The 21411-nt window shown below is 74.0% G+C and carries 17 protein-coding genes; 11 read left to right on the top strand and 6 right to left on the bottom strand.

Annotated features, from left to right (window positions below; genetic code table 11):
• Positions 1–253: 253 nt before the first annotated feature.
• The 3 genes from ACH4N1_RS03000 to ACH4N1_RS02990 all read left to right on the top strand — a co-directional run bounded on the left by ACH4N1_RS03000 (position 254) and on the right by ACH4N1_RS02990 (position 3060).
• Positions 254–466: a hypothetical protein gene (locus tag ACH4N1_RS03000; protein ID WP_366057575.1), complete on the top strand. Its 213-nt coding sequence runs from the start codon at positions 254–256 to the stop codon at positions 464–466.
• Entirely contained in the window at positions 467–2551 is a 2085-nt protein-coding gene (malQ, locus tag ACH4N1_RS02995; RefSeq protein ID WP_398094051.1) for a 4-alpha-glucanotransferase, read from the top strand.
• Between the two features lie 218 nt (positions 2552–2769).
• On the top strand, positions 2770–3060 hold the full coding sequence (locus ACH4N1_RS02990; RefSeq protein ID WP_398094050.1) for a hypothetical protein: 291 nt from the start codon (positions 2770–2772) through the stop codon (positions 3058–3060).
• Between the two features lie 166 nt (positions 3061–3226).
• Here ACH4N1_RS02990 and ACH4N1_RS02985 read toward each other — a convergent pair whose 3' ends face one another.
• A complete protein-coding gene (locus tag ACH4N1_RS02985) occupies positions 3227–3865 on the bottom strand; it encodes a TetR family transcriptional regulator (RefSeq protein ID WP_398094049.1) in 639 nt (212 codons plus the stop codon).
• 200 nt (positions 3866–4065) lie between these two features.
• On the opposite strand from ACH4N1_RS02985, the gene ACH4N1_RS02980 reads away from it, so the two are divergent.
• Positions 4066–5586: an FAD-dependent monooxygenase gene (locus ACH4N1_RS02980; protein WP_398094048.1), complete on the top strand. Its 1521-nt coding sequence runs from the start codon at positions 4066–4068 to the stop codon at positions 5584–5586.
• A 103-nt stretch (positions 5587–5689) separates the two neighbouring features.
• Here the strand turns inward: ACH4N1_RS02980 and ACH4N1_RS02975 are convergent, their stop codons facing one another.
• A complete protein-coding gene (locus ACH4N1_RS02975; protein WP_398094046.1) occupies positions 5690–6193 on the bottom strand; it encodes a MarR family winged helix-turn-helix transcriptional regulator in 504 nt (167 codons plus the stop codon).
• Positions 6194–6305: 112 nt separating this feature from the next.
• Here ACH4N1_RS02975 and ACH4N1_RS02970 point away from each other — a divergent pair, with 112 nt between their 5' ends.
• Both ACH4N1_RS02970 and pepN read left to right on the top strand, forming a co-directional pair.
• Positions 6306–7358 (top strand): EamA family transporter, encoded by a 1053-nt coding sequence (locus ACH4N1_RS02970; protein WP_398094044.1) that lies wholly within the window; start codon positions 6306–6308, stop codon positions 7356–7358.
• A gap of 31 nt (positions 7359–7389) precedes the next feature.
• Positions 7390–9957, top strand: coding sequence for an aminopeptidase N (gene pepN / locus ACH4N1_RS02965; RefSeq protein ID WP_398094043.1), 2568 nt, complete (start codon positions 7390–7392; stop codon positions 9955–9957).
• Positions 9958–10087: 130 nt separating this feature from the next.
• Here pepN and ACH4N1_RS02960 read toward each other — a convergent pair whose 3' ends face one another.
• Entirely contained in the window at positions 10088–11314 is a 1227-nt protein-coding gene (locus ACH4N1_RS02960) for an RNA polymerase subunit sigma-70 (RefSeq protein WP_398094041.1), read from the bottom strand.
• 157 nt (positions 11315–11471) lie between these two features.
• Between ACH4N1_RS02960 and ACH4N1_RS02955 the strand changes: the two genes are divergently transcribed.
• Entirely contained in the window at positions 11472–11996 is a 525-nt protein-coding gene (locus ACH4N1_RS02955; protein WP_398094040.1) for a DUF1203 domain-containing protein, read from the top strand.
• Here the strand turns inward: ACH4N1_RS02955 and ACH4N1_RS02950 are convergent, their stop codons facing one another.
• Positions 11997–13013 carry an aspartate-semialdehyde dehydrogenase gene (locus ACH4N1_RS02950; protein ID WP_398094039.1) on the bottom strand — a complete coding sequence of 339 codons (1017 nt, stop codon included), beginning with the start codon at positions 13011–13013 and terminating at the stop codon, positions 11997–11999.
• Positions 13014–13336: 323 nt separating this feature from the next.
• Here ACH4N1_RS02950 and ACH4N1_RS02945 point away from each other — a divergent pair, with 323 nt between their 5' ends.
• Positions 13337–13870 (top strand): RNA polymerase sigma factor, encoded by a 534-nt coding sequence (locus ACH4N1_RS02945; protein WP_393287509.1) that lies wholly within the window; start codon positions 13337–13339, stop codon positions 13868–13870.
• A gap of 1 nt (position 13871) precedes the next feature.
• Positions 13872–14684: a hypothetical protein gene (locus ACH4N1_RS02940; protein ID WP_398094037.1), complete on the top strand. Its 813-nt coding sequence runs from the start codon at positions 13872–13874 to the stop codon at positions 14682–14684.
• A gap of 89 nt (positions 14685–14773) precedes the next feature.
• Here the strand turns inward: ACH4N1_RS02940 and ACH4N1_RS02935 are convergent, their stop codons facing one another.
• Positions 14774–18079 carry a S8 family serine peptidase gene (locus ACH4N1_RS02935; protein WP_398094036.1) on the bottom strand — a complete coding sequence of 1102 codons (3306 nt, stop codon included), beginning with the start codon at positions 18077–18079 and terminating at the stop codon, positions 14774–14776.
• A 514-nt stretch (positions 18080–18593) separates the two neighbouring features.
• Here ACH4N1_RS02935 and ACH4N1_RS02930 point away from each other — a divergent pair.
• Complete coding sequence (locus ACH4N1_RS02930) at positions 18594–19433, top strand: pyridoxamine 5'-phosphate oxidase family protein (RefSeq protein WP_398094034.1); 840 nt, start codon at positions 18594–18596, stop codon at positions 19431–19433.
• Between the two features lie 9 nt (positions 19434–19442).
• Positions 19443–19895, top strand: a complete 453-nt coding sequence (locus ACH4N1_RS02925; RefSeq protein ID WP_398094032.1) for an NUDIX hydrolase — start codon at positions 19443–19445, stop codon at positions 19893–19895.
• Between the two features lie 101 nt (positions 19896–19996).
• Here the strand turns inward: ACH4N1_RS02925 and ACH4N1_RS02920 are convergent, their stop codons facing one another.
• The gene (locus tag ACH4N1_RS02920; RefSeq protein WP_398094030.1) at positions 19997–21046 is read right to left on the bottom strand and encodes a hypothetical protein; all 1050 of its coding nucleotides are present in this window, start codon (positions 21044–21046) and stop codon (positions 19997–19999) included.
• Positions 21047–21411 lie beyond the last annotated feature (365 nt).

The raw sequence follows: 21411 nt of genomic DNA, 5'->3' as shown, positions 1-21411 counted from the left end.
ACCCGGACGGCGCGCGGTCTGCCGTAATCGCCCCGCATTGGGGAGAATGTCAGGGTGAGGAATGTGACGAGACGCGTGTCGCCCCATACGGGGACGTCTGCCGCCGCGCCCGCTGGGTAGGGCTTTTGCGGTAACCAGCGAACACCGCCGGACACCGTCGGGCCCTGCCGGACACCGTCCGACGCTGTCGAGCGCCGTACGACGACGCCGCGCACCCCCTACGACGGCGCCGTCCCCGAACGAGGAGGCCACCGTGGTCGCACCGGCACACCAACTGCTCCCGGACCGCTCCAAACGCCCGGCGGCGCCGTCCGCCTACACCGAGGAACCCCACCTGTACGCGTGCAGCGCGGAGGGCGCCCGTACCGAGGCCCCGCTGACCAGCGAACCCCCGCTGCCCGACGCCGAGCCCCTCACCAGCGAACCGCCGCTCGCCGCCGCGGACTCCGACTTCACGAGGCCGTAGATGACCGCACCCCTCGGAGAGGACCTCACCCGGCTCGCCGCGCTGCACGGCGTCGCCGTCTCCTACCGGCCCTCCCCGGACCGCACGGTCACCGCCTCCGCCACCGCCGTCACCCGCGCCCTGGCCGCCCTCGGCGTGGACGCGGGCACCCCGCAGGCGACCAGTGCCGCGCTGGCCGACCGGGAACGCGAACTGGCCGAACGGCTGCTGCCGCCGACCGTGGTCCGCTGGAGCGGCGACGCCGAGCCGGAGGCCCTCGCCGCCCTTCCCGAGGGCACCCGCCTGCTGGTCGAGACCGAGCAGGGCGAGACCCACGCCTGCCTCGACCGGCTCCCGCCGGGCGTCCACACGATGATCGCGACCGCGCCCGACGGCCGTACCGCCCGCGCCCACCTGGTCGTGGCCCCGCCCCGGCTGCCCACGCCCGCCGGACGCTCGTACGGCCTCCTCGTCCAGCTCTACTCCCTGCTGTCCGACCGCTCCTGGGGCATGGGCGACCTCGGGGACCTCGCCGAGCTGGCCGACTGGGCCGGACGGGCGCTCGGCGCCGGATTCGTGCAGGTCAACCCGCTGCACGCGGCCGTCCCCGGCACCCCCACCGACCCCTCCCCGTACCGGCCCTCCTCCCGCCGCTTCCCCGACCCGGTGCACCTGCGGATCGAGGACGTCCCCGAGTTCGCGTACGCCACCGACCCCGAGCGGCTGCGGGAGCTGCGAGGACTGCGGGAGAGCGCCGCGCGGCTGCGGGAGACCGTCCTCGACAAGGGGGCGCTGATCGACCGGGACGCCGTCTGGGAGCTGAAACGGAAGGCACTGGAGCTGATCGCCGCCGTACCGCTCGGACCGGGCCGGCGCGCCGCCTACTGCGACTTCCTCGCCCGCGAGGGGCAGTCCCTGGAGGACCACGCCACCTGGTGCGCGCTGGCCGAGGTGCACGGCTCCGACTGGCACCGGTGGCCCCGGGAGCTGCGCGACCCGCGCTCCGCCGAGACCGCCCGGGCCCGCCTGGAGCTGATGGACCGCGTCGACTTCCACTCCCGTCTCGCCTGGCTCACCGACGCCCAGCTCACCGCCGCCCAGCGCACCGCGCGGGAGGCCGGCATGCCCCTCGGGATCGTGCACGACCTCGCGGTCGGCGTGCACCCCGGCGGCGCCGACGCCTGGGCCCAGCAGGACCACCTCGCGGCCGGCATGTCGGTCGGCGCGCCCCCGGACGCCTTCAACGCCCGCGGTCAGGACTGGGGCCTGCCCCCGTGGCGTCCCGACCGCCTCGCCGAGTCCGGCTACGCCCCGTACCGCCACCTCCTGCGCGCCGTCTTCCGCTACGCCGGCGCCCTGCGCATCGACCACGTGATGGGATTGTTCCGGCTCTGGTGGGTCCCCCAGGGCGAGCCGCCCACCGAGGGCACCTACGTCCGCTACGACGCCGAGGCCATGCTCGCCGTGCTGGTCCTGGAGGCGTCCCGGGCCGGCGCGGTGGTGATCGGCGAGGACCTCGGCACCGTGGAGCCTGGCGTGCGCGAGGCCCTGCGCGAACGCGGGGTGCTCGGCACCTCCGTCCTGTGGTTCGAACGCGACTGGGAGGGCGACGGCCGCCCGCTGCCCCCCGACCACTGGCGCGCCGACTGCCTCGCCACCGCCACCACCCACGACCTGCCCTCCACCGCCGCCCGCCTCACCGGCGAGCACGTCGAACTCCGCCACCGGCTCGACCTGTTGACCCGCCCGCTGGAGGAGGAACGCGCGGAGGCCGCCGCTGACACCGGCGAGTGGCTCGACCTGCTGTCCCGGCTCGACCTGCTCCAGGGCACCGGCGGAGGCGGCGACACCTCCTCGGAGGAGGCCGAGATCCAGGCCTTCCACCGGTTCCTGCTGCGCACCCCGGCCCGCATGATCGGCGTCTGGCTCCCGGACGCCGTCGGCGACCGCCGCCCGCAGAACCTCCCCGGCACCTGGGACCAGTACCCCAACTGGCGCCTGCCGGTCGCGGACGCCGACGGCCGGCCGGTCACGCTGGAGGAACTGTCGGCGTCCCCGCGCCTGCACGCGCTGATGGAGGTGCTGCGGGAGGAGGCCGACGGCTGAGGGCGACGGGTGAGGCCGACGGCTGAGGGCTGAGGGCGGCGGGTGAGTCCGGTGAGTGAGGGTCCCGGGCGGGGCCGACGGGCGGTGGCGGCGTGCGGGGCGGCCGGGACGCGCGGGGCGGCCGGGCGGGGCGGCCGGGCGGGGGTGTCCGCCTCTCGTGCCGCCTCATACGGCACCCCGGACGCGCGCGCCCGAACCCCGTTCGCTAACTTGGCACCGTGGACAAGAAGAACGCCCTGCGCGCCGGCGCCCTGGCTGCCGGTACGACGCTGATGATGCTGCTCATGTCGTCCCCCGCGCTCGCGCTGACCCGCGACGACGGCGACGACCCCGGTCAGGGCCTCAGCGTCATCGAGACGCTCGGCCTCTACGTGCTGGCTCCGCTCGCCCTGTTCGCCGTCATCACCGGCCTGGTGTGGGTGCTGGACCGGTCCAAGGACCGTGCCGACACCACCAGCTCCAACATCACCGTGAAGGGCGACGCCGCCAAGGCCGCCAAGGCCGGCTGACCCTTCCCCGGCACACCTCTCGAGGGCGCCGTCCCCGCCGTCCGTACGTGCACACCGCCGTACGACGCCGGAGACGGCGCCCTCGCGCTTCGTACGGCCACCGCGCGCCCACCGCCCACGGCGTCCACGGGTGCGGCGCGGTGGGCTGCCGTGCCCTCCGCGGTGCCTACGGGTGCGGTGCGGTGAGGTACCGCTGCACGGTCGGCGCCAGCCAGGCCACGGCCTCCTGCCGGGTCAGCGCCACGGCGGGCGGGAAGCGCAGCACGTAGCGGGTCAGCGCGAGCCCCAGCAGCTGAGCGGCGCAGAGCGCCGCACGGGCCGGCGTCTGCTCCGGGTCCGGGCACAGCGCGCGGGTGACCGGCAGCAACTGGTCGCGGAAGATGGCCTGCATCCGCTCGGCCCCGGCCTGGTTGGTCACACCGACGCGGAGCAGGGCGGTGAGGACCTCGTTCTCCTCCCACATGTCGAGGAAGTGCGTGACGAGGGCCCGCCCGGCGTCCTCACGGGCGAACGCGGACGGGTCCGGCAGCCTCAGGTCGACGGAGACGGCCGCCGCGAAGAGGCCCTCCTTGCTGCCGTAGTAGCGCATCACCATGGACGGATCGATGTGCGCGTCCCGGGCGATGGCCCGGATGGTGGCCCGCTCGTACCCGTCGGCGGCGAACCGCTCCCGGGCGGCGTCGAGGATTGCGCCGCGCGTGGCGTCGGAGCGGCGGGTGGTGGCGGGGGCGGTGCCGGTGGGGGTGGTGCCGGTGAGGGTGGTGAGGGTGGTGGGGGTGGCGGCGTCGGGTCGGCTGTCAGGCATGCCAACGAGCGTAGGCCAACATCTGTTGACACGCCACTCGTGACCGCTCTAACGTTGCCAACAAGTGTTGGTCAACAGTCGTTGGCGAGCGGATGCGGGCAAACGGCTGTTGGTGATCGAGCGTTGGCGAACAGGCGTAGGCAAACAGGCGTAGGCAAACAAATGTTGGCGAACGAGTGTTGGCACCCCAGGAGGCCCTCATGAACGGCACGACTGGCACCACCGGTTCCACAGGCACCACCGGTTCCACAGGTTCCGCCGACTTCACCACCCGCCCCGTGATCGTCGTCGGCTCCGGTCCGACCGGCCTCCTCCTCGCCGGGGACCTCGCCACCGCCGGCGTGTCCGTCACCCTGCTGGAGAAGCGCCCGCACGGGATCAGCAACCTCTCCCGCGCCTTCGTCCTGCACGCCCGCACCCTGGAGCAGCTCGACGGCCGCGGTCTCGCCGATCCGCTGGAGGCCGTCGGCCGCCCCCTCGACCGGCTCCGTCTCTTCGGCCGGCTCACCCTCGCCCTCGACACCCTCCCCTCCCGCTTCGGCCACCTCCTCGTCATCCCGCAGTACGAGGTCGAGAAGGTCCTGGAGCGGCGGGCGGTCGAGGCGGGGGTGGAGTTCCGGTACGGGACCGAGGTGACCGGGCTGGCCCAGGACGCGGACGGGGTGACGGTCGAGGTCCGGACCTCCGCCGGCGCCACCGGCACGCTCCGCGCCGGGTACGTCGTCGGCGCCGACGGCATGCGCAGCGCCGTACGGAACGCCCTGGGGCTTCCCTTCCCCGGCCGCTCCGTCATCCGCTCCGTCGTCCTGGCCGACGTCCGTCTCGCCGAGGAGCCCGAGACCCTGCTCACCGTCGACGCCGTCGGCGACGCCTTCGCCTTCCTCGCGCCCTTCGGTGACGGCTACCACCGGGTGATCGCCTGGAACCGGGCCCGCGACGTCCCCGACACCGAGCCCCTCGACCTCGACGAGGTCAGGGAGGTCACCCGGCTGGCCCTCGGCCGTGACTTCGGGATGCACGACGCCCGCTGGATGTCCCGCTTCCACAGTGACGAACGCCAGGCGCCCGCCTACCGCGTCGGGCGCGTCCTCCTCGCCGGGGACGCCGCGCACGTGCACACCCCGGCCGGCGGGCAGGGCATGAACACCGGTCTCCAGGACGCGGCCAACCTGAGCTGGAAGCTCGCCCGGGTGATCGACGGTCACGCGACCGCCGACCTCCTCGACACCTACCAGGCCGAACGCCACCCGGTGGGCAGGTCGGTCCTCCGCAGCAGCGGCGGCATCGTCCGCCTCGCCATGGCCGAACGCCCCTGGACCCTGGCCCTGCGGGCCGCGCTCACCACGTTCCTGAACCACGTAGGTCCCGCCCGGCGCAGGGCGGTCGGCCAGGTCACCGGCATCGGCTATCGCTACCCGGCCCCGCGCGGCGCCCACCGCCTGACCGGCGCGCGCGTCCCCGACGTCACCTTCGCGGACGGCAGCCGTCTGTACGAGGCCCAGCGCGGCGGCCGTTTCGTCCTCGTCACCCCGAAGGCCACCCCGCCGGGCGTCCACGACGAGGGACCGGACGGGCCCCGCGAGCGCCGCCTGGCGGTGCGGCACTGGGCGAGCGACCGGCGCACGGCGCTGCTGGTGCGGCCCGACGGGTACGTCGCCTGGGCGGCCGACGACGCGTGCCCGGCGGAGATCGGGACGGCGCTCGCCACGCACGTCGGCTGAGCCGCCCGCCGCCCGCCGCCCGCCGCCCGCCGCCCGCCGCCCGCCGCGCACGTCGGCTGAGCCGCCCGGCCCCGGCCCCGACCCCGCCGTCCGCCGTCCGCGGCTACCGTTCCGTCGCGAGCAGCAGTTCCCTCAGCAGGCCGGCCAGTTGGCCGGCCTGTCCGGCGTCCAGGGCCGCGGTCAGGGCCTCCGTCTGGACGGCGAGACCCGCGCCCACCGCCTCCTCGACCAGCGTCAGGCCCTGTTTGGTGAGGGTCACCCGCAGGCCCCGGCGGTCGTGTGGGTCGGGGGAGCGGCGCAGGAGTCCGGCCCCTTCCAGCTTGTCGAGGCGGCCGGTCATGCCGCCGGTGGTGAGCATCAGCGTGGCCGACAGCTGGCGGGGCGAGAGGGTGTACGGCTCGCCGGAGCGGCGCAGGGTGGCCAGCACGTCGAACTCGCCGCGCGAGATCCCGAGGCCCGCGTAGGCCTTCTCCATGCGGTCGCCCATCGCGCGGGCGAGCCGGGAGACGCGGCCGAAGACCTCCATGGCGGTGGTGTCGAGGTCGGGCCGTTCGGCCGCCCACTGCTCGACGATCGCGTCGACCGGATCCCGGCGCTGTGCACTCATGCGGGGAGTATCCGCCCGCTTCCGGTCGACCGCAAGAAAGTAGCTTGACGGCAAGTTGCTTACCGCTAAGCTAATCATCGCCAAGCCGCTTCCTCCGAGAGGGGTGCCGGTCATGAACCGGGCCGCGACCGTCCTGCTCACCGCCCTCGCCCCCGTCTCCTGGGGCACCACCTACGCCGTCACCACCGAGTTCCTGCCGGCCGACCGCCCGCTGTTCACCTCCCTCGTACGCGCCCTGCCCGCGGGCCTGCTGCTGCTCGCCCTCGTCCGGGTGCTGCCCCACGGCGTCTGGTGGGGCAGGGCGACGGCGCTCGGCGCCCTCAACATCGGGGCGTTCTTCCCGCTCCTGTTCCTCGCCGCGTACCGGATGCCGGGCGGCATGGCCGCCGTCGTCGGCTCGGCCGGACCGCTGTTCGTCATCGGGTTCTCGGCACTGCTGCTCGGGCAGCGGCCCGCCGCCCGCACCCTGCTGACCGGGGTCGTTGCCGCGTTCGGGGTCAGCCTGGTCGTGCTGAAGGCGGCCGGCGCGCTGGACGCGATCGGGCTGTCGGCGGCGGCCGCCTCCACGGCCTCGATGTCGGCCGGTCTCGTCCTGGCCAAGAGGTGGGGCACCCCCGAGGGGGTCGGCCCGCTGGCGCTCGCGGGCTGGCAGCTGACCATCGGCGGCCTGCTCGTCGCGCCCCTCGCCCTCCTCGTCGAGGGTGCCCCGCCCGCCCTGGACGCCACGGCCGTCGGCGGCTACCTCTACCTGGCGCTGGCGGGCACGGCGGTCGCGTACTGGCTGTGGTTCCGCGGGATCGGCCGGCTCAGCGCCACCCAGGTCACCTTCCTCGCGCCGCTCTCCCCGCTGACCGCGGCCGTGGTCGGCTGGGCGGCCCTCGGGGAGGCGCTGACGGCCCCGCAACTGGCCGGCATGGCGCTGGCGTTCGGCGCGACGGTGGCCGGACAGCTCGGCCCGCGCCGCACGACGACCACTCCTACGGCCATGACCGCCGCCACGGCTGCCACGGCCGCCACCGCCTTTACAGCCGCCACTCCCGCGACCACCGTCACCGCCCCCGCGACCCCCGCCCCCGCCCCCGCCGCAGGCGCGGTCCGCCCGCAAGGTCCCCCGCCTGCGCCGGAGAAGGTCGTCGCCCGACGCGGTGCCGCCGTGGAAGGATGACGCAACCGACACATCACGAGGAGATGACCGCGTGCCTGGCACAAACCTGACTCGCGAAGAGGCGCAGCAGCGGGCGAAGCTGCTCACCGTTGACTCGTACGAGATCGATCTCGACCTGTCCGGTGCGCAGGAGGGCGGGACCTACCGGTCCGTGACCACGGTGCGCTTCGACGTCGCGGAGGAGGGCGCCGAGTCCTTCATCGACCTGGTGGCGCCGACCGTCCACGAGGTGACGCTCAACGGGGACCCGCTCGACCCGGCCGAGGTGTTCGCCGACTCCAGGATCGCCCTGCCCGACCTCCCGGCGGGCCGCAACATCCTGCGCGTCGTCGCCGACTGCGCCTACACCAACACCGGTGAGGGACTGCACCGGTTCGTCGACCCGGTCGACGAGCAGGCCTACCTGTACACGCAGTTCGAGGTCCCGGACGCCCGCCGCGTCTTCGCCTCGTTCGAGCAGCCCGACCTCAAGGCGACCTTCCAGTTCACGGTGAAGGCGCCGAGCGGCTGGACCGTCATCTCCAACTCGCCGACGCCGGAGCCCAAGGACGACGTCTGGTCATTCGAGCCGACCCCGCGGATCTCCACCTACATCACCGCGCTGATCGTCGGCCCGTACCACTCCGTGCACAGCGTGTACGAGAAGGACGGCCAGAGCGTGCCCCTCGGCATCTACTGCCGGCCCTCGCTCGCCGAGTTCCTCGACTCGGACGCGATCTTCGAGGTCACCCGGCAGGGCTTCGACTGGTTCCAGGAGAAGTTCGACTACGCGTACCCGTTCAAGAAGTACGACCAGCTGTTCGTGCCGGAGTTCAACGCGGGCGCGATGGAGAACGCGGGCGCGGTGACCATCCGCGACCAGTACGTCTTCCGGTCCAAGGTGACCGACGCGGCGTACGAGGTGCGGGCCGAGACGATCCTGCACGAGCTGGCCCACATGTGGTTCGGCGACCTCGTCACCATGGAGTGGTGGAACGACCTGTGGCTGAACGAGTCGTTCGCCACCTACACCTCCATCGCCTGCCAGGCGTACGCCCCGGACAGCCGCTGGCCGCACTCCTGGACGACGTTCGCCAACTCCATGAAGACCTGGGCGTACCGGCAGGACCAGCTGCCGTCGACCCACCCGATCATGGCCGAGATCCGCGACCTGGACGACGTCCTCGTCAACTTCGACGGCATCACCTACGCCAAGGGCGCCAGCGTCCTGAAGCAGCTCGTGGCGTACGTCGGCATGGACGCGTTCTTCGCGGGCGTGCAGGCCTACTTCAAGCGGCACGCCTTCGGCAACACCCGGCTGTCCGACCTGCTGGGCGCGCTGGAGGAGACCTCCGGCCGCGACCTGGGCACCTGGTCGCAGAAGTGGCTGCGGACCGCCGGCATCAACATCCTGCGCCCCGAGATCGAGACCGACGCCGACGGCGTCATCACCTCCTTCGCCGTCCGCCAGGAGGCCCCCGCCCTGCCCGCCGGCGCCAAGGGCGAGCCGACCCTGCGCCCGCACCGCATCGCCGTCGGCCTGTACGACCTCGACGAGGCGAGCGGCAAGCTGGTGCGCGGCGAGCGCGTCGAGCTGGACGTGGACGGCGAGCTGACCGCCGTACCGCAGCTGGCCGGCAGGCGCAGGCCGGACGTCGTGCTGCTCAACGACGACGACCTGTCGTACGCCAAGGTCCGCCTCGACGAGCAGTCCCTCGCGTTCGTCACCGAGCACCTCGGCGACTTCGAGGCGTCCCTGCCGCGCGCCCTGTGCTGGGCGTCCGCCTGGGACATGACGCGCGACGCCGAACTGCCCACCCGCGACTACCTGTCCCTGGTGCTGTCCGGCATCGGCAAGGAGTCCGACATCGGTGTCGTGCAGTCCCTGCACCGCCAGGTCAAGCTCGCCCTCGACCTGTACGCCGACCCGGCCGCCCGCGAGGCGCTGCTGACCCGCTGGACCGACGCCACGCTGGCGCACCTGCGGACCGCCGAGGCGGGCAGCGACCACCAGCTGGCGTGGGCGCGCGCGTTCGCGGCCACCGCCCGCACGCCGGAGCAGCTGGACCTCCTGGAGGCGCTGCTGGAGGGCACGCAGACGATCGAGGGCCTCGCCGTCGACACCGAGCTGCGCTGGACGTTCGTGGAGCGCCTCGCGGCGGTCGGCCGCTTCGACGAGGCGGAGATCGCCGGCGAGTACGAGCGCGACCGCACCGCCGCCGGCGAGCGGCACGCGGCGACCGCCCGCGCCGCCCGCCCCACGGCGGAGGCCAAGGCGGAGGCGTGGGCGTCGGTCGTCGAGTCCGACAAGCTGCCCAACGCCGTCCAGGAGGCCGTCATCGGCGGCTTCGTGCAGACCGACCAGCGCGAGCTGCTGGCGCCGTACACGGACCGGTACTTCGACGTCGTCAAGGGCGTCTGGGACTCGCGTTCGCACGAGATCGCCCAGCAGATCGTGACCGGCCTCTACCCGGCCGTCCAGGTCTTTGAGGAGACCCTGCGCAAGACCGACGCCTGGCTGACCTCGGCCGAGCCGAACGCGGCCCTGCGCCGCCTCGTCTCCGAGGCCCGCTCGGGCGTGGAGCGCGCCCTGAAGGCCCAGGCGGCGGACGCGCGGTAGCAGCCGTCGTCCGTGTGGTCCGTACGGACCGTACGGGGGTGAGGGGCGCCCGGTGTCCGGCCGGGCGCCCCTCACCGTGCCGGGGGAGCGGCCGCGCGCCGCGGCGGCGGGCACGGCCCCGCGGGAGCGTTCACAGCCGCAGGGGCAGTCCGAAGGCCGGGAGGAGATGCGGCTCGAAGGACGTGATCTCCACGATCCGGTCGCCCTCGGCCCGCAGCACGTCGAGGGCCTGGGCGCGGTACACGTTCGTCCCCGGCCGGCGGAGGTAGACCCCCGTCGCGGGCTGCCCGTTGGCGCGGGCGGGCAGGTGCCGCCAGTGGCCCGGGAAGGCGGGGGAGGCCGGGGCCCGGCCCGGCCGCAGGAAGGCCAGGACGGCGTCCCGGCCCCGGCACCAGTACGGGTTCGGCGGCGTCGTCAGCAGCACGTCGTCGGCGAGCAGCCCGCCCCACGCCGCCGGGTCGCGTGCCTCCCCGGCGGCCATGTACCGGCTGAGCAGGGCGGCTTCGCGCTCGGCCGGCTCCCGCGTACGCCCGCCCGGCAGCAGGTCGCGCAGGGCGGGCCGGGCCCGCTGCAGCGCGCCGTCGACCGAGACCGGCGCCAGGTCGAGCGTCTCGGCGGTCTCCCCGAGGCTCAGCCCGAGCACGTCCCGCAGGACCAGCGCGGCCCGCTGCCGGGGCGGAAGGTGCTGCAGAGCCATCACGAGGGACAGCTCCAGGGACCCGTACGCGTCCACCGCGTCCCCCTCCCCGGCGGTCTCCGGCAGCTCGTCGTCCGGGAAGGGCTGCAGCCAGGTGACCCGTGCGGGCGGCTCGCCTCCCCGGCGGTCCGCGCCGGGCAGCGGCTCGTGGCCGTGGGGGCGGCGCGCGGTGCGGCGCAGCAGGTCCAGGCAGGCGGTGGTGGCGATCTGGTACAGCCAGGTCAGTACGTCCGTCCCGGCCCGGAAGGTGTCGCGGGCCCGCCAGGCCCGCAGGAAGGTCTCCCGGACGAGGTCCTCGGCGTCGTCGTAGGAGCCGGTCATGCGGTAGCAGTGGACCAGGAGCGCGCGGCGGTGCGTCTCGGCGAGCGCGGCGAAACCGGCCGCGGGCAGGGCGAGTCCGTACGGGCCGTCGTCCGGCTCGCCGCAGCCCCCGTCGTCCGCCGCCGCGGCCCGCACCGTCCAGGCCACCCGCCGCAGCCGGTCCACGGAGGCCGTCAGCCGCGCCACCCCCGCGTACAGCGCGTCCGGCTCGTCGGGCCTCAGCTCCGCCGCCCCCCGCCCGATCTCGTCGACGAGCCCCTCGACGGTCACCGCGCCACCGGGACGGGCGGGCGGCGGCTCCCCGCGGCCGGGGCGGGACTCTGCGGCGGACGAGGCCACGACACCTCCTGAAAGTTGAGATCGTGACGACCGTACGCCGGATCACGACCTCCGCAGCCCTGGAAGGTGAGATGCGCGCGATGTCCCGTGCCACGACGGCAGCGCGACGTCCGGAACCCGCCGGTGGGACGTCCCGCGGCGCGTGAACCTGGACGGCATGACGACCACGACCCGGACCTTCACGGCCCGTCCCCTCACCCCCGGCGCGCTGGCGGAACTCCGCGTCGTCGACGACGCCGGACGCCCCACGGCCGCGTTCACCGACGACGAGGGCGGCGCCCCGCTGCGCTGCTGCCTGCGCCACAGCACGCCGGGGGAGCGGATCGCCCTCGTCTCCTACGCGCCCCTGCGCCGCCGGGCCGCCGAGACGGGCACCGACCCCGGCGCGTACGACGAACAGGGCCCCGTCTTCGTCCACGCCGACCCGTGCCCGGGCCCGGACCGGGACGGCGGGGCCCTGCCCTTCACGAACGCGCACCGCACGGTCCGCCGCTACTCCGCCGAGGGCCGCATCCTCGGCGGCCGGCTCGTCGCGGAGCCCTCGCCGGAGGCGTTCGAGCGGGCCCTGGGGGAAGCGTTCGACGACCCGGCCGTGGCGCTCGTCCACGTCCGGGCCGTCGAGTACGGCTGCTACCTCTACGAGGTGACCGCAGAGGTGACCGAAGAGGTCACCGGGGGCTGACTAGCCCTTCAGCTCCTTCGCCACCAGCTCCGCGATCTGCACCGCGTTCAGGGCCGCGCCCTTGCGCAGGTTGTCGTTGGAGACGAACAGGGCGAGGCCGTTGTCCACGGTCTCGTCCCGGCGGATGCGGCCCACGTACGACGGGTCCTTGCCGGCCGCCTGGAGCGGGGTCGGGATGTCGGTGAGGACGACGCCCTCGGCGTCCGCGAGCAGCTCGGTGGCGCGCTCGGCGCTGATCGGGCGCGCGAAACGGGCGTTGACCTGGAGGGAGTGGCCGGAGAACACCGGGACGCGCACGCAGGTGCCGGAGACCTTCAGCTCGGGGATCTCCAGGATCTTGCGGGACTCGTTGCGGAGCTTCTGCTCCTCGTCCGTCTCGTTCAGGCCGTCGTCCACGATCGAGCCGGCCAGCGGGACGACGTTGAAGGCGATGGGCCGCCGGTAGACCTGCGGCTGCGGGAAGTCGACGGCCTCGCCGTCGTGGGTGAGCCGGTCGGCGTCGGCGACGACCTTCTGCGCCTGGCCGTGCAGCTCCGCGACGCCCGCGACACCGGAGCCGGACACCGCCTGGTAGGTGGCGACGACCAGCGCCTCCAGGCCCGCCTCGGCGTGCAGCGGCTTGAGGACCGGCATCGCGGCCATCGTGGTGCAGTTCGGGTTGGCGATGATGCCCTTGGGGCGGTTCGCGATCGCGTGCGGGTTCACCTCGGAGACGACCAGCGGCACGTCGGGGTCGCGGCGCCAGGCCGAGGAGTTGTCGATCACGACGGCGCCCTGCGAGGCGACCTTCTCGGCCAGCGCCTTCGAGGTCGCGCCACCGGCGGAGAACAGCACGATGTCGAGGCCGGAGTAGTCGGCGGTCGCCGCGTCCTCGACCGTCACACCGTCCAGCTCGGTCCCCGCGGAACGGGCCGAGGCGAACAGCCGCAGCTCCGTGACCGGGAAGTCACGCTCCTTGAGGATCCTGCGCATGACCGTGCCGACCTGACCGGTGGCTCCGACGATTCCGACCCTCACGGCGACTCCCTCTGTCTGTGCTTCTGCGTGCATGGTGCCTGGCCGAGGCTTTTCCATGATGCGGCCGACACGGGCCCGCCTGTCCAATCCTTTGACCGCCATGCCCGAGGACTGGGACGCCCCGCACCCCCGCACGGCTCCGGAAATCCCGCCCGCACCCCCGCTGAGCTGGAGGAATTCGCTCCGTCCAGGCTCCCCGCCGCAAGCTGTGCTGCCGCGCGCGGCGGTGTGACGTACGCCTCCGAACGATTTCCCGGCGCCGCGCCGAACGTTTCCGCGCGCGACGGCGTCGTAGAGGGGACACGGGGAGGGGAGGGGTGTCCGTGCTGCGCAGAACGGCCCGCCGCGGACCGGGGGAGGACACCGGGCACGGTGACCCGCTGGACGCGGCGCAGGAACGCCGGGTGCGGGCGGTGCTCGCGCTGGGCGGGGTACCGCAGGCGGACCTGCCGGACGGGGTGCAGCAGGTCCGCCTGCGGCTGCTGGAGCGGGCCGCCAAGGGGCACGACGCCCCGCGGGACGTCTCGGCGTGGGCGGCCGTCGTCGCCTCCAACCTCGCCATGGACTGGCACCGGGCCAAGCGCCGCCAGGAGCGCCTCGGGGAGCGGCTGGCGTCCCTGCGCCCGCACGAGCACCCCTCCGGCGAGGACACCAGCGTGCTCTCCCTCGCCGTCGCGCAGGGCCTGGACGACCTGCCCGACGCCCAGCGCCAGGTGGTCGTCCTGCGCTTCTACGCCGACCTGCCGGTGCGCTCGATAGCCGAGGAGCTGGGCGTCCCGGAGGGCACGGTCAAGAGCCGCCTGCACACGGCCGTCCGGGCCCTGCGCGCCCGCCTGCACGAGGACGAGGTGGTGTGACATGACCGCCGGACACGAACCCGACACCCACGACGACGGCCGCGAGGACCCCGGCGGCCGGTACGGCGACGGCCCTCGCGGCGGCCCGGACGGCCCGGACGGCACGGACCCGCTGATGGCGGCCATCCTGGACGTGCCGCTGTCCGGGGACGCGCGGACCGATCCCGCCCTCGTGGCCGGACACCGCGCCGCGGCGGCCGACGTGGCGCTCCTGCGCGAGCAGCTCGGCGTCCTCGCCGAGGCCCTCACCCGCCCGCCGGCGGCGGAGCCCGCGCTCCGGCCGGCCCCCGTCCCGCTCCGGCCGGCCCGCCGGCGCCTCCCGCCGGCCTTGAGGACGGTCGGGCTGGCGGCGGCCGGTGCGCTGGTCGCCGGGAGCGGATGGCTGCTCGTCCAGGTGAACGGGGGAGCCGCCGACATCGCCTCGTCCGGCGCCGACAAGTCGGCCGCCGACGAGAAGGCCGCCTCATCCGGCGCCCACGGCCCCCTCGCCGACCCCGGCTACCTCGCCTGCGCCCGGCTGGTGGTCGAGGGCGACGTGACGGACGTCGTCCCGGTGCGCGGCACCTCCCGCGAGCGGGTCACCCTGCGCGTGACCCGCTCCTACAAGCCCGGGGCCACGGCCCGGGAGGAGGTCGACTTCGTGGTGGAGCGGGACGTGGACCCGCCGGCCGCCGAGGGCGATCACGTCCTGGCCGGCTTCCCGCGGGGGTCCGCGTCCCCCGACGTGTGGATCGTCGGCGAGGCCGACATCGCCGCCGGCCGCTCGGCGCTGGCCCGCGCGCTGCCCGAGGCGGGCGGCGCGACCTGCGAATGAGCGAGGGGCGGGCGCCCGACCGGACGCCCGCCCCCCTTCGTTCAGCGGCTCAGGCGCTCATCGCGCTGCCGAGCCCCTGAGGTACCGCGTTACTGCGTGACCTTCTCGATGACCACGCTGCCGAGGCCCGCGACGGTGCCGCGCGCGTTCACCAGCTGGACCTGGCCGAAGAAGGACCGGCCCGCCGGCGCGGGGGCCGCGGCGGTGACGGTCGCGGAGACCGTCGCCGAGGCGCCCGTGGCCAGCTTCACCGGCGTCGACTCGTCGACGCCGACCGTGCCGAGCGCGGACGAGTAGAACACGTCCAGGTAGTCGTACGCGGTGGTGCCGGCCGGCACCGAGTAGCCCGCGACCTCGATGGTGTACGTCCCGGCGGCGGGCGACGGGATGGACACGGCCTCCTCGGAGTCGCCGTCGGCGGACTTGCCGACCTCCGTGCCCTCAGCGTCGTACACGGTCAGGTCGAGGTCGGCGGAGGCGTCGGAGACACCGCCGATGGAGACGTCCAGGGACTTGGCGCCCGCGGGCACCTCGACCGTGGTCGTCTGGTTCTCGTGGTCCGCGATGGTCGGACGGGCCGCCTTGGACGAGCCGAGCGGGCCCCCCTTCAGCTTGCCGTCGATGGCGGCGAAGTTGTTCGTCACCTTCCAGGAGACGGCGGCCGGGGTGCCGACCTTCGCCTCGGGCACGGTCACGGTCGCCGGGTCGAAGGCCGCGCCGTACACGGTGACGTCCAGCTTGTACGGGTTGTCGAGCAGCGGCGACGTGCGGCGCGACTCGACCTCGATCTCCCAGACGCCGGGCTGCGGGTCGGCGTAGGAACGCGCGTCCGGCTTGCAGCCGTTGCCGTCGAGGTAGTTGTTGTAGCAGTAGACGGTGGCGCTGTCCTCGACGGCGACACCGTAGGGGTGGATCGAGATGAACCGGGTCTGGCTCTTGTCCTTCAGCCCGCTCATCGCGACCTCCAGCGACGTCGCACCCTCGGGCACGGTCAGGAAGTAGTGCTGCGAGCTGTTGCGCTGCACGGTGTTCTGCGCGGAGAACGTGTGCGCCACCGGCGTCGAGACGACGACCGTGTTCAGGACCTGCTTGTCGATGCCCTCGGTCCGCGGGTCGTCGACCTCGAGGATCGCGCTCTTGATGCCGGCGGACTTCGGAGCGGCCTGGACCTTGACGGTCACCGGCTGGTTCAGCGGCAGCTTCACCTCGTCCGAGCCGAGGATCCTGAAGGTGCCGGCCGCGTTGTTCTCGAGGTGCAGCTCGTGGCGGATCGCCTTGTCGGCGCCGGTCGTACGGGTGATGGTGACGTCGTACGTCTTCTTCTGACCGGCCTTCAGACCGCCCTCGCGGTCGTAGATGCCGGTGCCGAAGCCGGGCGTCTTCAGGGCGAAGTCGATCGCGGTGTCGACCGGGGCCTTGACCGCGTACTCGTGGGCGGTGGCGCCGTCCTTGATGGAGTCCCAGGCGTCCACGATGTTGATGGCGCCCGCGCCCTCCTCGTAGGCCTGCAGGCCCTTGATGTGGTCGGCGGTCGAGGTCAGCGCCGTGCGCAGGGTGGCGGGCGTCAGCTCGATGCCCTTCTGCTTCGCGGCGCTCAGCAGCAGCGCCGAGGCGCCGGCGGCCTGCGGGGAGGCCATCGAGGTGCCCTGGAGCATCGCGTAGCCGGCCGGCAGCTTGTACCCGGACTCGGCGACCGGGGCGCCCGGCAGCCAGGTCTGGATGGTGTTGATGGCGGCGCCCGGCGCGACGAGGGTCGGCGTGAAGCCGCCGTCCTCACGCGGGCCGCGCGAGGAGAACGGCAGCAGCGCGTACTTCTTCTCCACCTGCGAGCCGTAGTTGGCGGCCCAGGTCTCCTTGGAGATGGCCGCGCCGACCGAGATGACCTTGTCGGCCAGGCCGGGGTCGCCGATCGTGTTGGCGCCGGGGCCCTCGTTGCCCGCCGAGATGACGAGCTGGACGCCGTAGGTGTCGATGAGGCGCGTGTACAGCTCGGCGCGCGCGTTGTTGCCGTCGTTCAGCGCGGGGAGGCCGCCGATGGACATGTTGACGATGTCGACGCCGCGGTTCACGACCAGGTCGATCATGCCCTCGGTGAGCGCGACGTTGGTGCAGCCGCCGGTCCAGGAGCAGGCACGGGAGGAGACGACCTTGGCGCCGGGGGCGGCGCCGTTCATCTTCCCGCCGAACAGGCCGTTGGCCGCGGTGATGCCCGCGACGTGGGTGCCGTGCTCGGACTCGATGACGCCGACGTTGACGAAGTCGGCCTTCTTGCCGACCCAGTCGCCGCCGTACGGGTCGGTGGGCACGTCCTTGCGGATCTCGACGACGAACGGCTGCCGCTCGACGATGTCGGTGGCCGGGTCGTCGGTACCGAAGTAGCCGACCTGGTAGCCGTCCTTGTACGGCTTCATCGGCGCGTCGTCGGTGAAGTCGAAGTTGTTGTTCAGGTCGACGCGGACGGTGCCGGCGGCCGGGTCGTAGAGCAGGCCCCAGACGTCGGTGGTGTCGCCGTCCCGGTTGGCGTCGCCCTTGGCGTCGCCGCCGGCGGTGACCGACTCGCGGAACAGGTTGACCTGGTAGCTGCCCTCGGGCGCCTTCCAGGACGCGCCGCCGTAGGTGAAGGCCGGGCCGCTGACGGGGTTGGTCATCCGGCGCCAGGTGCCGTCGCTGTCGACGATCGGGTCGGTCGCGGTGACCCAGTCGACGATCTTGCGCTCGCCGGTGGTGGTCTTCTGGAGTGCGGGGTGCCCGAGGTCCACGCCGGAGTCCAGCACGCCGATGGTGACGCCGCGGCCGTCCGCCTTCGGGTGGTCGCCCACGAAGTCGACGGCGCCCGTCTCGAAGGACGGGTTGTACGGGTTCTCGGCCGGGGTCTTCCTGCCGGGCGCGGGATACGTCTTCGCGCTCGCGGTGGCGCCCGCGCCCTTCGCGGTGTCGGCGCTCGGCGTCGGGTCGTCGAGGGCGATCTCCTGCCGCAGGTCGATCGCGTGCACCGAGGACAGCTTGGCCGCGGCGGCGATGGCCGCGTCCGCCTTGGCGGTCGGGACGGTGGCGCGGACGTAGCCGAGCTTGTCGTAGGACCGGCCGACGGAACCGCCCTTGACCGCGTCCAGCTCGTCGGCGACCTGCTCGGTCTTCCCGGGCGAGGTGGCGACCATCAGGGTGACGTTCTTGTCACCGGCGGCCTTGGCGTCGGCGAGGACGTCGGCGTCGTCGGAGCCCAGCTTGTCGGCGGCGGACTTCACGCCCGGGTCGGCGGCCGGAGTCTGGTCGGCGGAGAAGGCCAGCGGTATCGGCCCGGCCGCGGACAGCGCGGCCACCAGACCGGCGGCCACGGCTATCCGGGCCGCACGTCTCGCGCCCGGTATCGGTTCGCGCTGGGGGGTGTGGGTCATCGGCATCCCTTGGAGGTAAAGGAACGAGCGTCACGCGACCGGGCCGTTCCTGCCTGATCGCGGTCGCCGGAAAGTGATCCCGGACGATCGCACAGCCTTGTCCAAGGGACAGATGTTTGGGGAGAGTTGACCGAATCGATATGGATGTATGGGGAAAACCCTCTACGAGTCACCTGTGCAAGGGCTTTCGGCCGTCCGGATCTCGACGGCCGGGCGACGGCCGGGGTTCGCGGGGGCGTTGACATGGTGTCGCGGGGTGCCCGCGTGGTGCGGTGCGGGCGTCGGCTGGTGCCGCGGCAGGCAACGTCTGCCCGTCGAGGAGCGGCGTCCGGTGCTGTGCTGTCGGTGTGACGGCCGGCAGTCCCCGTGCTGGACGTAATGGGGCTTTCGGCCGGTGCGGCGAGAGGGCGTGCCGGGCGTCGCGACGGGGCGAACGTTGCCTGATGCGGCACCAGGTGCCGGTGGGGCGTCGTGCGGGCGTCGGTCGGACGCGCGCGGGCGCCGGTCGGGCAGGGTGCGCGACCTCGCCGACCACGTCGGCCGGTCCGTCGGCGAGGGCATCCGGTCCGTCGCCGCCGCCTTCCTGGAGCTCCAGCCGCAGCTGGTCCTGGGCGCCGCCGATCCCGTGACCGGCGAGGTGTGGGCCTCGGTGATCACGGGTACCCCCGGCTTCGTCCGGGCCACCGGGCCCCGGCGGATCTCCGTCGCGGGAGGGCCACCCCCGACCGACCCTCTCGCGACGGCCTTCGCCACTCCCGGCACCCCCGTCGGCACGATCGCCCTCGACCCGCGCACCCGCCGCCGCATGCGCCTCGACGGCCGGCTGCGGCCCACCCCGCACGGCTTCGCCGTCGAGGCCGACCGGGTCTTCGCCAACTGCCCCAAGTACCTCCAGCGGCGGGAGACGTACGGGACGGTGTCCGGCCGCCTCCCCGGTCCGCCCCGGCACGGCACCGAACTGACCCCGGAACAGGCCGGGTTCGTCGCCGCGTCCGACACCTTCTTCCTCGCCAGCGTGCGCGAGGGCGGCGCCGACGCCAGTCACCGCGGCGGCAACCCCGGCTTCGTCCGGGTCGTCTCGCCGGGCGAACTGGCCTGGCGCGACTACCCCGGCAACTCCATGTTCCTCAGCCTCGGCAACCTCGCGGCCGACCCGCGCGCCGGACTGCTGTTCCTCGACTGGACGACGGGCCGCACCCTCCAGCTCACCGGGCGGGCCCGCACCGAGTTCGGCCCGGACGGCGAGCGCACGGTCCGGTTCACCGTGACGCGGGCCCTCGGCACCCCGGCCGCGCTGCCCCTGCGCTGGTCCGCGCCCGAATACTCACCTGCCAACCCGGACCGGGACCGCTAACGTCCAGGTGTGCGCGAGAAGCTGAGGGTGGCGGCCTACGCCGTGTGCGTCCGGGACGGACAACTGCTGCTGGCCCGCTCGCCCGCGCCCGACGGCACCCTTGAGTGGGTGCTGCCCGGCGGCGGCATGGAGCACGGCGAGGACCCGCACGACACGGTGGTGCGGGAGCTGGAGGAGGAGACCGGCTACCGCGTCGAGGTGACCGGTCTGCTCGGCGTGGACTCCTCCCGCCACACCGTGCCCCGCGGGAACCTGCGCGGTCCCGTCGACCACCACGCGGTGCGCATCGTCTACGAGGGCCGGGTGACCGGCGGTGAACTCCGCAACGAGATCGGCGGCTCGACCGACCTGGCCGCCTGGCACGACCTGTCGGCCGTACCGGAGCTGACCCGGATACGGCTGGTCGACGTGGCGCTGAGACTGTGGCGCGAGCGGCCCGCGAACGGGCGGGTGCCGTCCTGAGGAGGGGCCCGCCGGGCCGTACCCGGCGGGCCCCTCCTCTCCCCTCCGGGCCGTGCCCGGCGGCCCCTCCTCTCCCCTCCGGGGACCGCCCCGGTCCGTCACTACCGGGGCAGCACCACGACGTACGCCGCCGGATCACGGTCCCCCGACGCCATCAGGGCGGTCCGCACCACCGCCGCCTGCTGTTCCGTCCCCTCCCTGAGCTTCCTCGGCGTGATGTGCACGACCGTGATGCCCAGCCGCTCCAGGTGCTCCCGCTTGCGGGTGTACTCCGACCACATCGCGTCCTCGTCCTGGCGCGGTGCCCGCGTGTCCAGCTCCACCGCCACCGCCTGCTGCGGCCAGTACGCGTCCAGGCCCCCCAGGTGCGGGCCGCCCGGCAGCCGCAGGTCCACGTTCCACACCGGGTCCGGCAGGTTGAACTCCCGCACCATCGCGTAGAGGCGGTCCTCGGCGATCGCCCGTCCCTCGGCCAGCAGCGCGTCCACCGCGTCCGCCACGTGCGGACGGCCCAGCAGCTTGGCCTGGTCCAACTCCCTGATGATCGCGGCCGGTTCGCAGTGGCCGGCGCGCACCGCCTCCGACAGCAGCCGCCGTACCGTCCCCGCGTCCGTCAGCTGCGACACCGCGTCCGCCAGGGCGCGCGGCACCGGTGCCACCGGCACCCCGGTGGCCTCCTCCGGCGTCGGCAGGGCCGCGGCGCGCAGGACGTGCGCGCAGCCCGTCGAGCGCAGCCGGCGCAACCGGGGCACCAGGACGTCGATGCGGTCCAGGGAGGGCAGCGCGGGCGCGGAGGCGAAGCCGTGCAGGGTGAGCGCGGCCAGCCCCGTGATCATCGCCTCGCGGTACCCGGGCCGGTGCGGCTGCCCCGGCTCCGGCTGGGCCGGCACTGCGGGCGCCGTCACCTCGCGGGCCGCGTACAGCAGCACCGCGTGCAGCCGCTCCTCGCTGGTCGGCGGCCCCTGGTGGAGCAGGTAGACGCCCGGCAGGAACTGCTGCCAGGGGCCGCCGGACCGGCACTGTTCGTTCCGCTCGCCCGGTGACACGCCGAGCGAGCGGAGCTGGGCCGTGGACAGTACGCGCCGCTGCGCGCCGGGGAGGTGGCGCGCGGGACGGGCGGCGGCCGGGGTGAGGGGGGTGTTGTGGTTCATGACCCCGAGATTCCCGTCCCCGGTCCCTCCGGTAACCGTTGTTACGAGTCCGTCGACAAACTCGGACAAGCTCACCCTAAAGGACGGGTGTTCGGATGCCGAGTAGGGGCCGGAAACCCCTGGTCCGCTCGGGGGGGAGGCGGGGGTTACGGTTCCGATTGACTGAATTCCGTAACGGTCACCGTCCGCCGGAGTTCAGGCCAAGGGTCAGGTGGATGCCGGGCCCGGCCGGGCACCGCCGACCGGGCGGGCGGTGGTTCTCGGCCGGCAGCGGCGGGGGGGGGGGGGGGGGGGGGGGGGCCCCGCGGGGGGGGGGGGGGGGGGGGGGGGTGGGGAGGCGTTCGGGGTGTGAGGGGTCGGTGTGC

Origin of the sequence: Streptomyces sp. NPDC017202 (genome assembly GCF_044331705.1) — a bacterium.
Lineage (GTDB): Bacteria > Actinomycetota > Actinomycetes > Streptomycetales > Streptomycetaceae > Streptomyces.
Note: the sequence above shows the minus strand (reverse complement) of the source record. Positions and strands in the feature narration are given on the sequence as shown.

Bases quoted from the DNA above. Each gene is read 5' to 3' on its own strand.
- malQ (WP_398094051.1), top strand. From the start codon at position 467: ATGACCGCACCCCTCGGAGAGGACCTCACCCGGCTCGCCGCGCTGCAC.
- ACH4N1_RS02985 (WP_398094049.1), bottom strand. From the start codon at position 3,865: ATGCCTGACAGCCGACCCGACGCCGCCACCCCCACCACCCTCACCACC.
- ACH4N1_RS02980 (WP_398094048.1), top strand. From the start codon at position 4,066: ATGAACGGCACGACTGGCACCACCGGTTCCACAGGCACCACCGGTTCC.
- ACH4N1_RS02975 (WP_398094046.1), bottom strand. From the start codon at position 6,193: ATGAGTGCACAGCGCCGGGATCCGGTCGACGCGATCGTCGAGCAGTGG.
- ACH4N1_RS02970 (WP_398094044.1), top strand. From the start codon at position 6,306: ATGAACCGGGCCGCGACCGTCCTGCTCACCGCCCTCGCCCCCGTCTCC.
- ACH4N1_RS02955 (WP_398094040.1), top strand. From the start codon at position 11,472: ATGACGACCACGACCCGGACCTTCACGGCCCGTCCCCTCACCCCCGGC.
- ACH4N1_RS02940 (WP_398094037.1), top strand. From the start codon at position 13,872: ATGACCGCCGGACACGAACCCGACACCCACGACGACGGCCGCGAGGAC.
- ACH4N1_RS02935 (WP_398094036.1), bottom strand. From the start codon at position 18,079: ATGACCCACACCCCCCAGCGCGAACCGATACCGGGCGCGAGACGTGCG.
- ACH4N1_RS02920 (WP_398094030.1), bottom strand. From the start codon at position 21,046: ATGAACCACAACACCCCCCTCACCCCGGCCGCCGCCCGTCCCGCGCGC.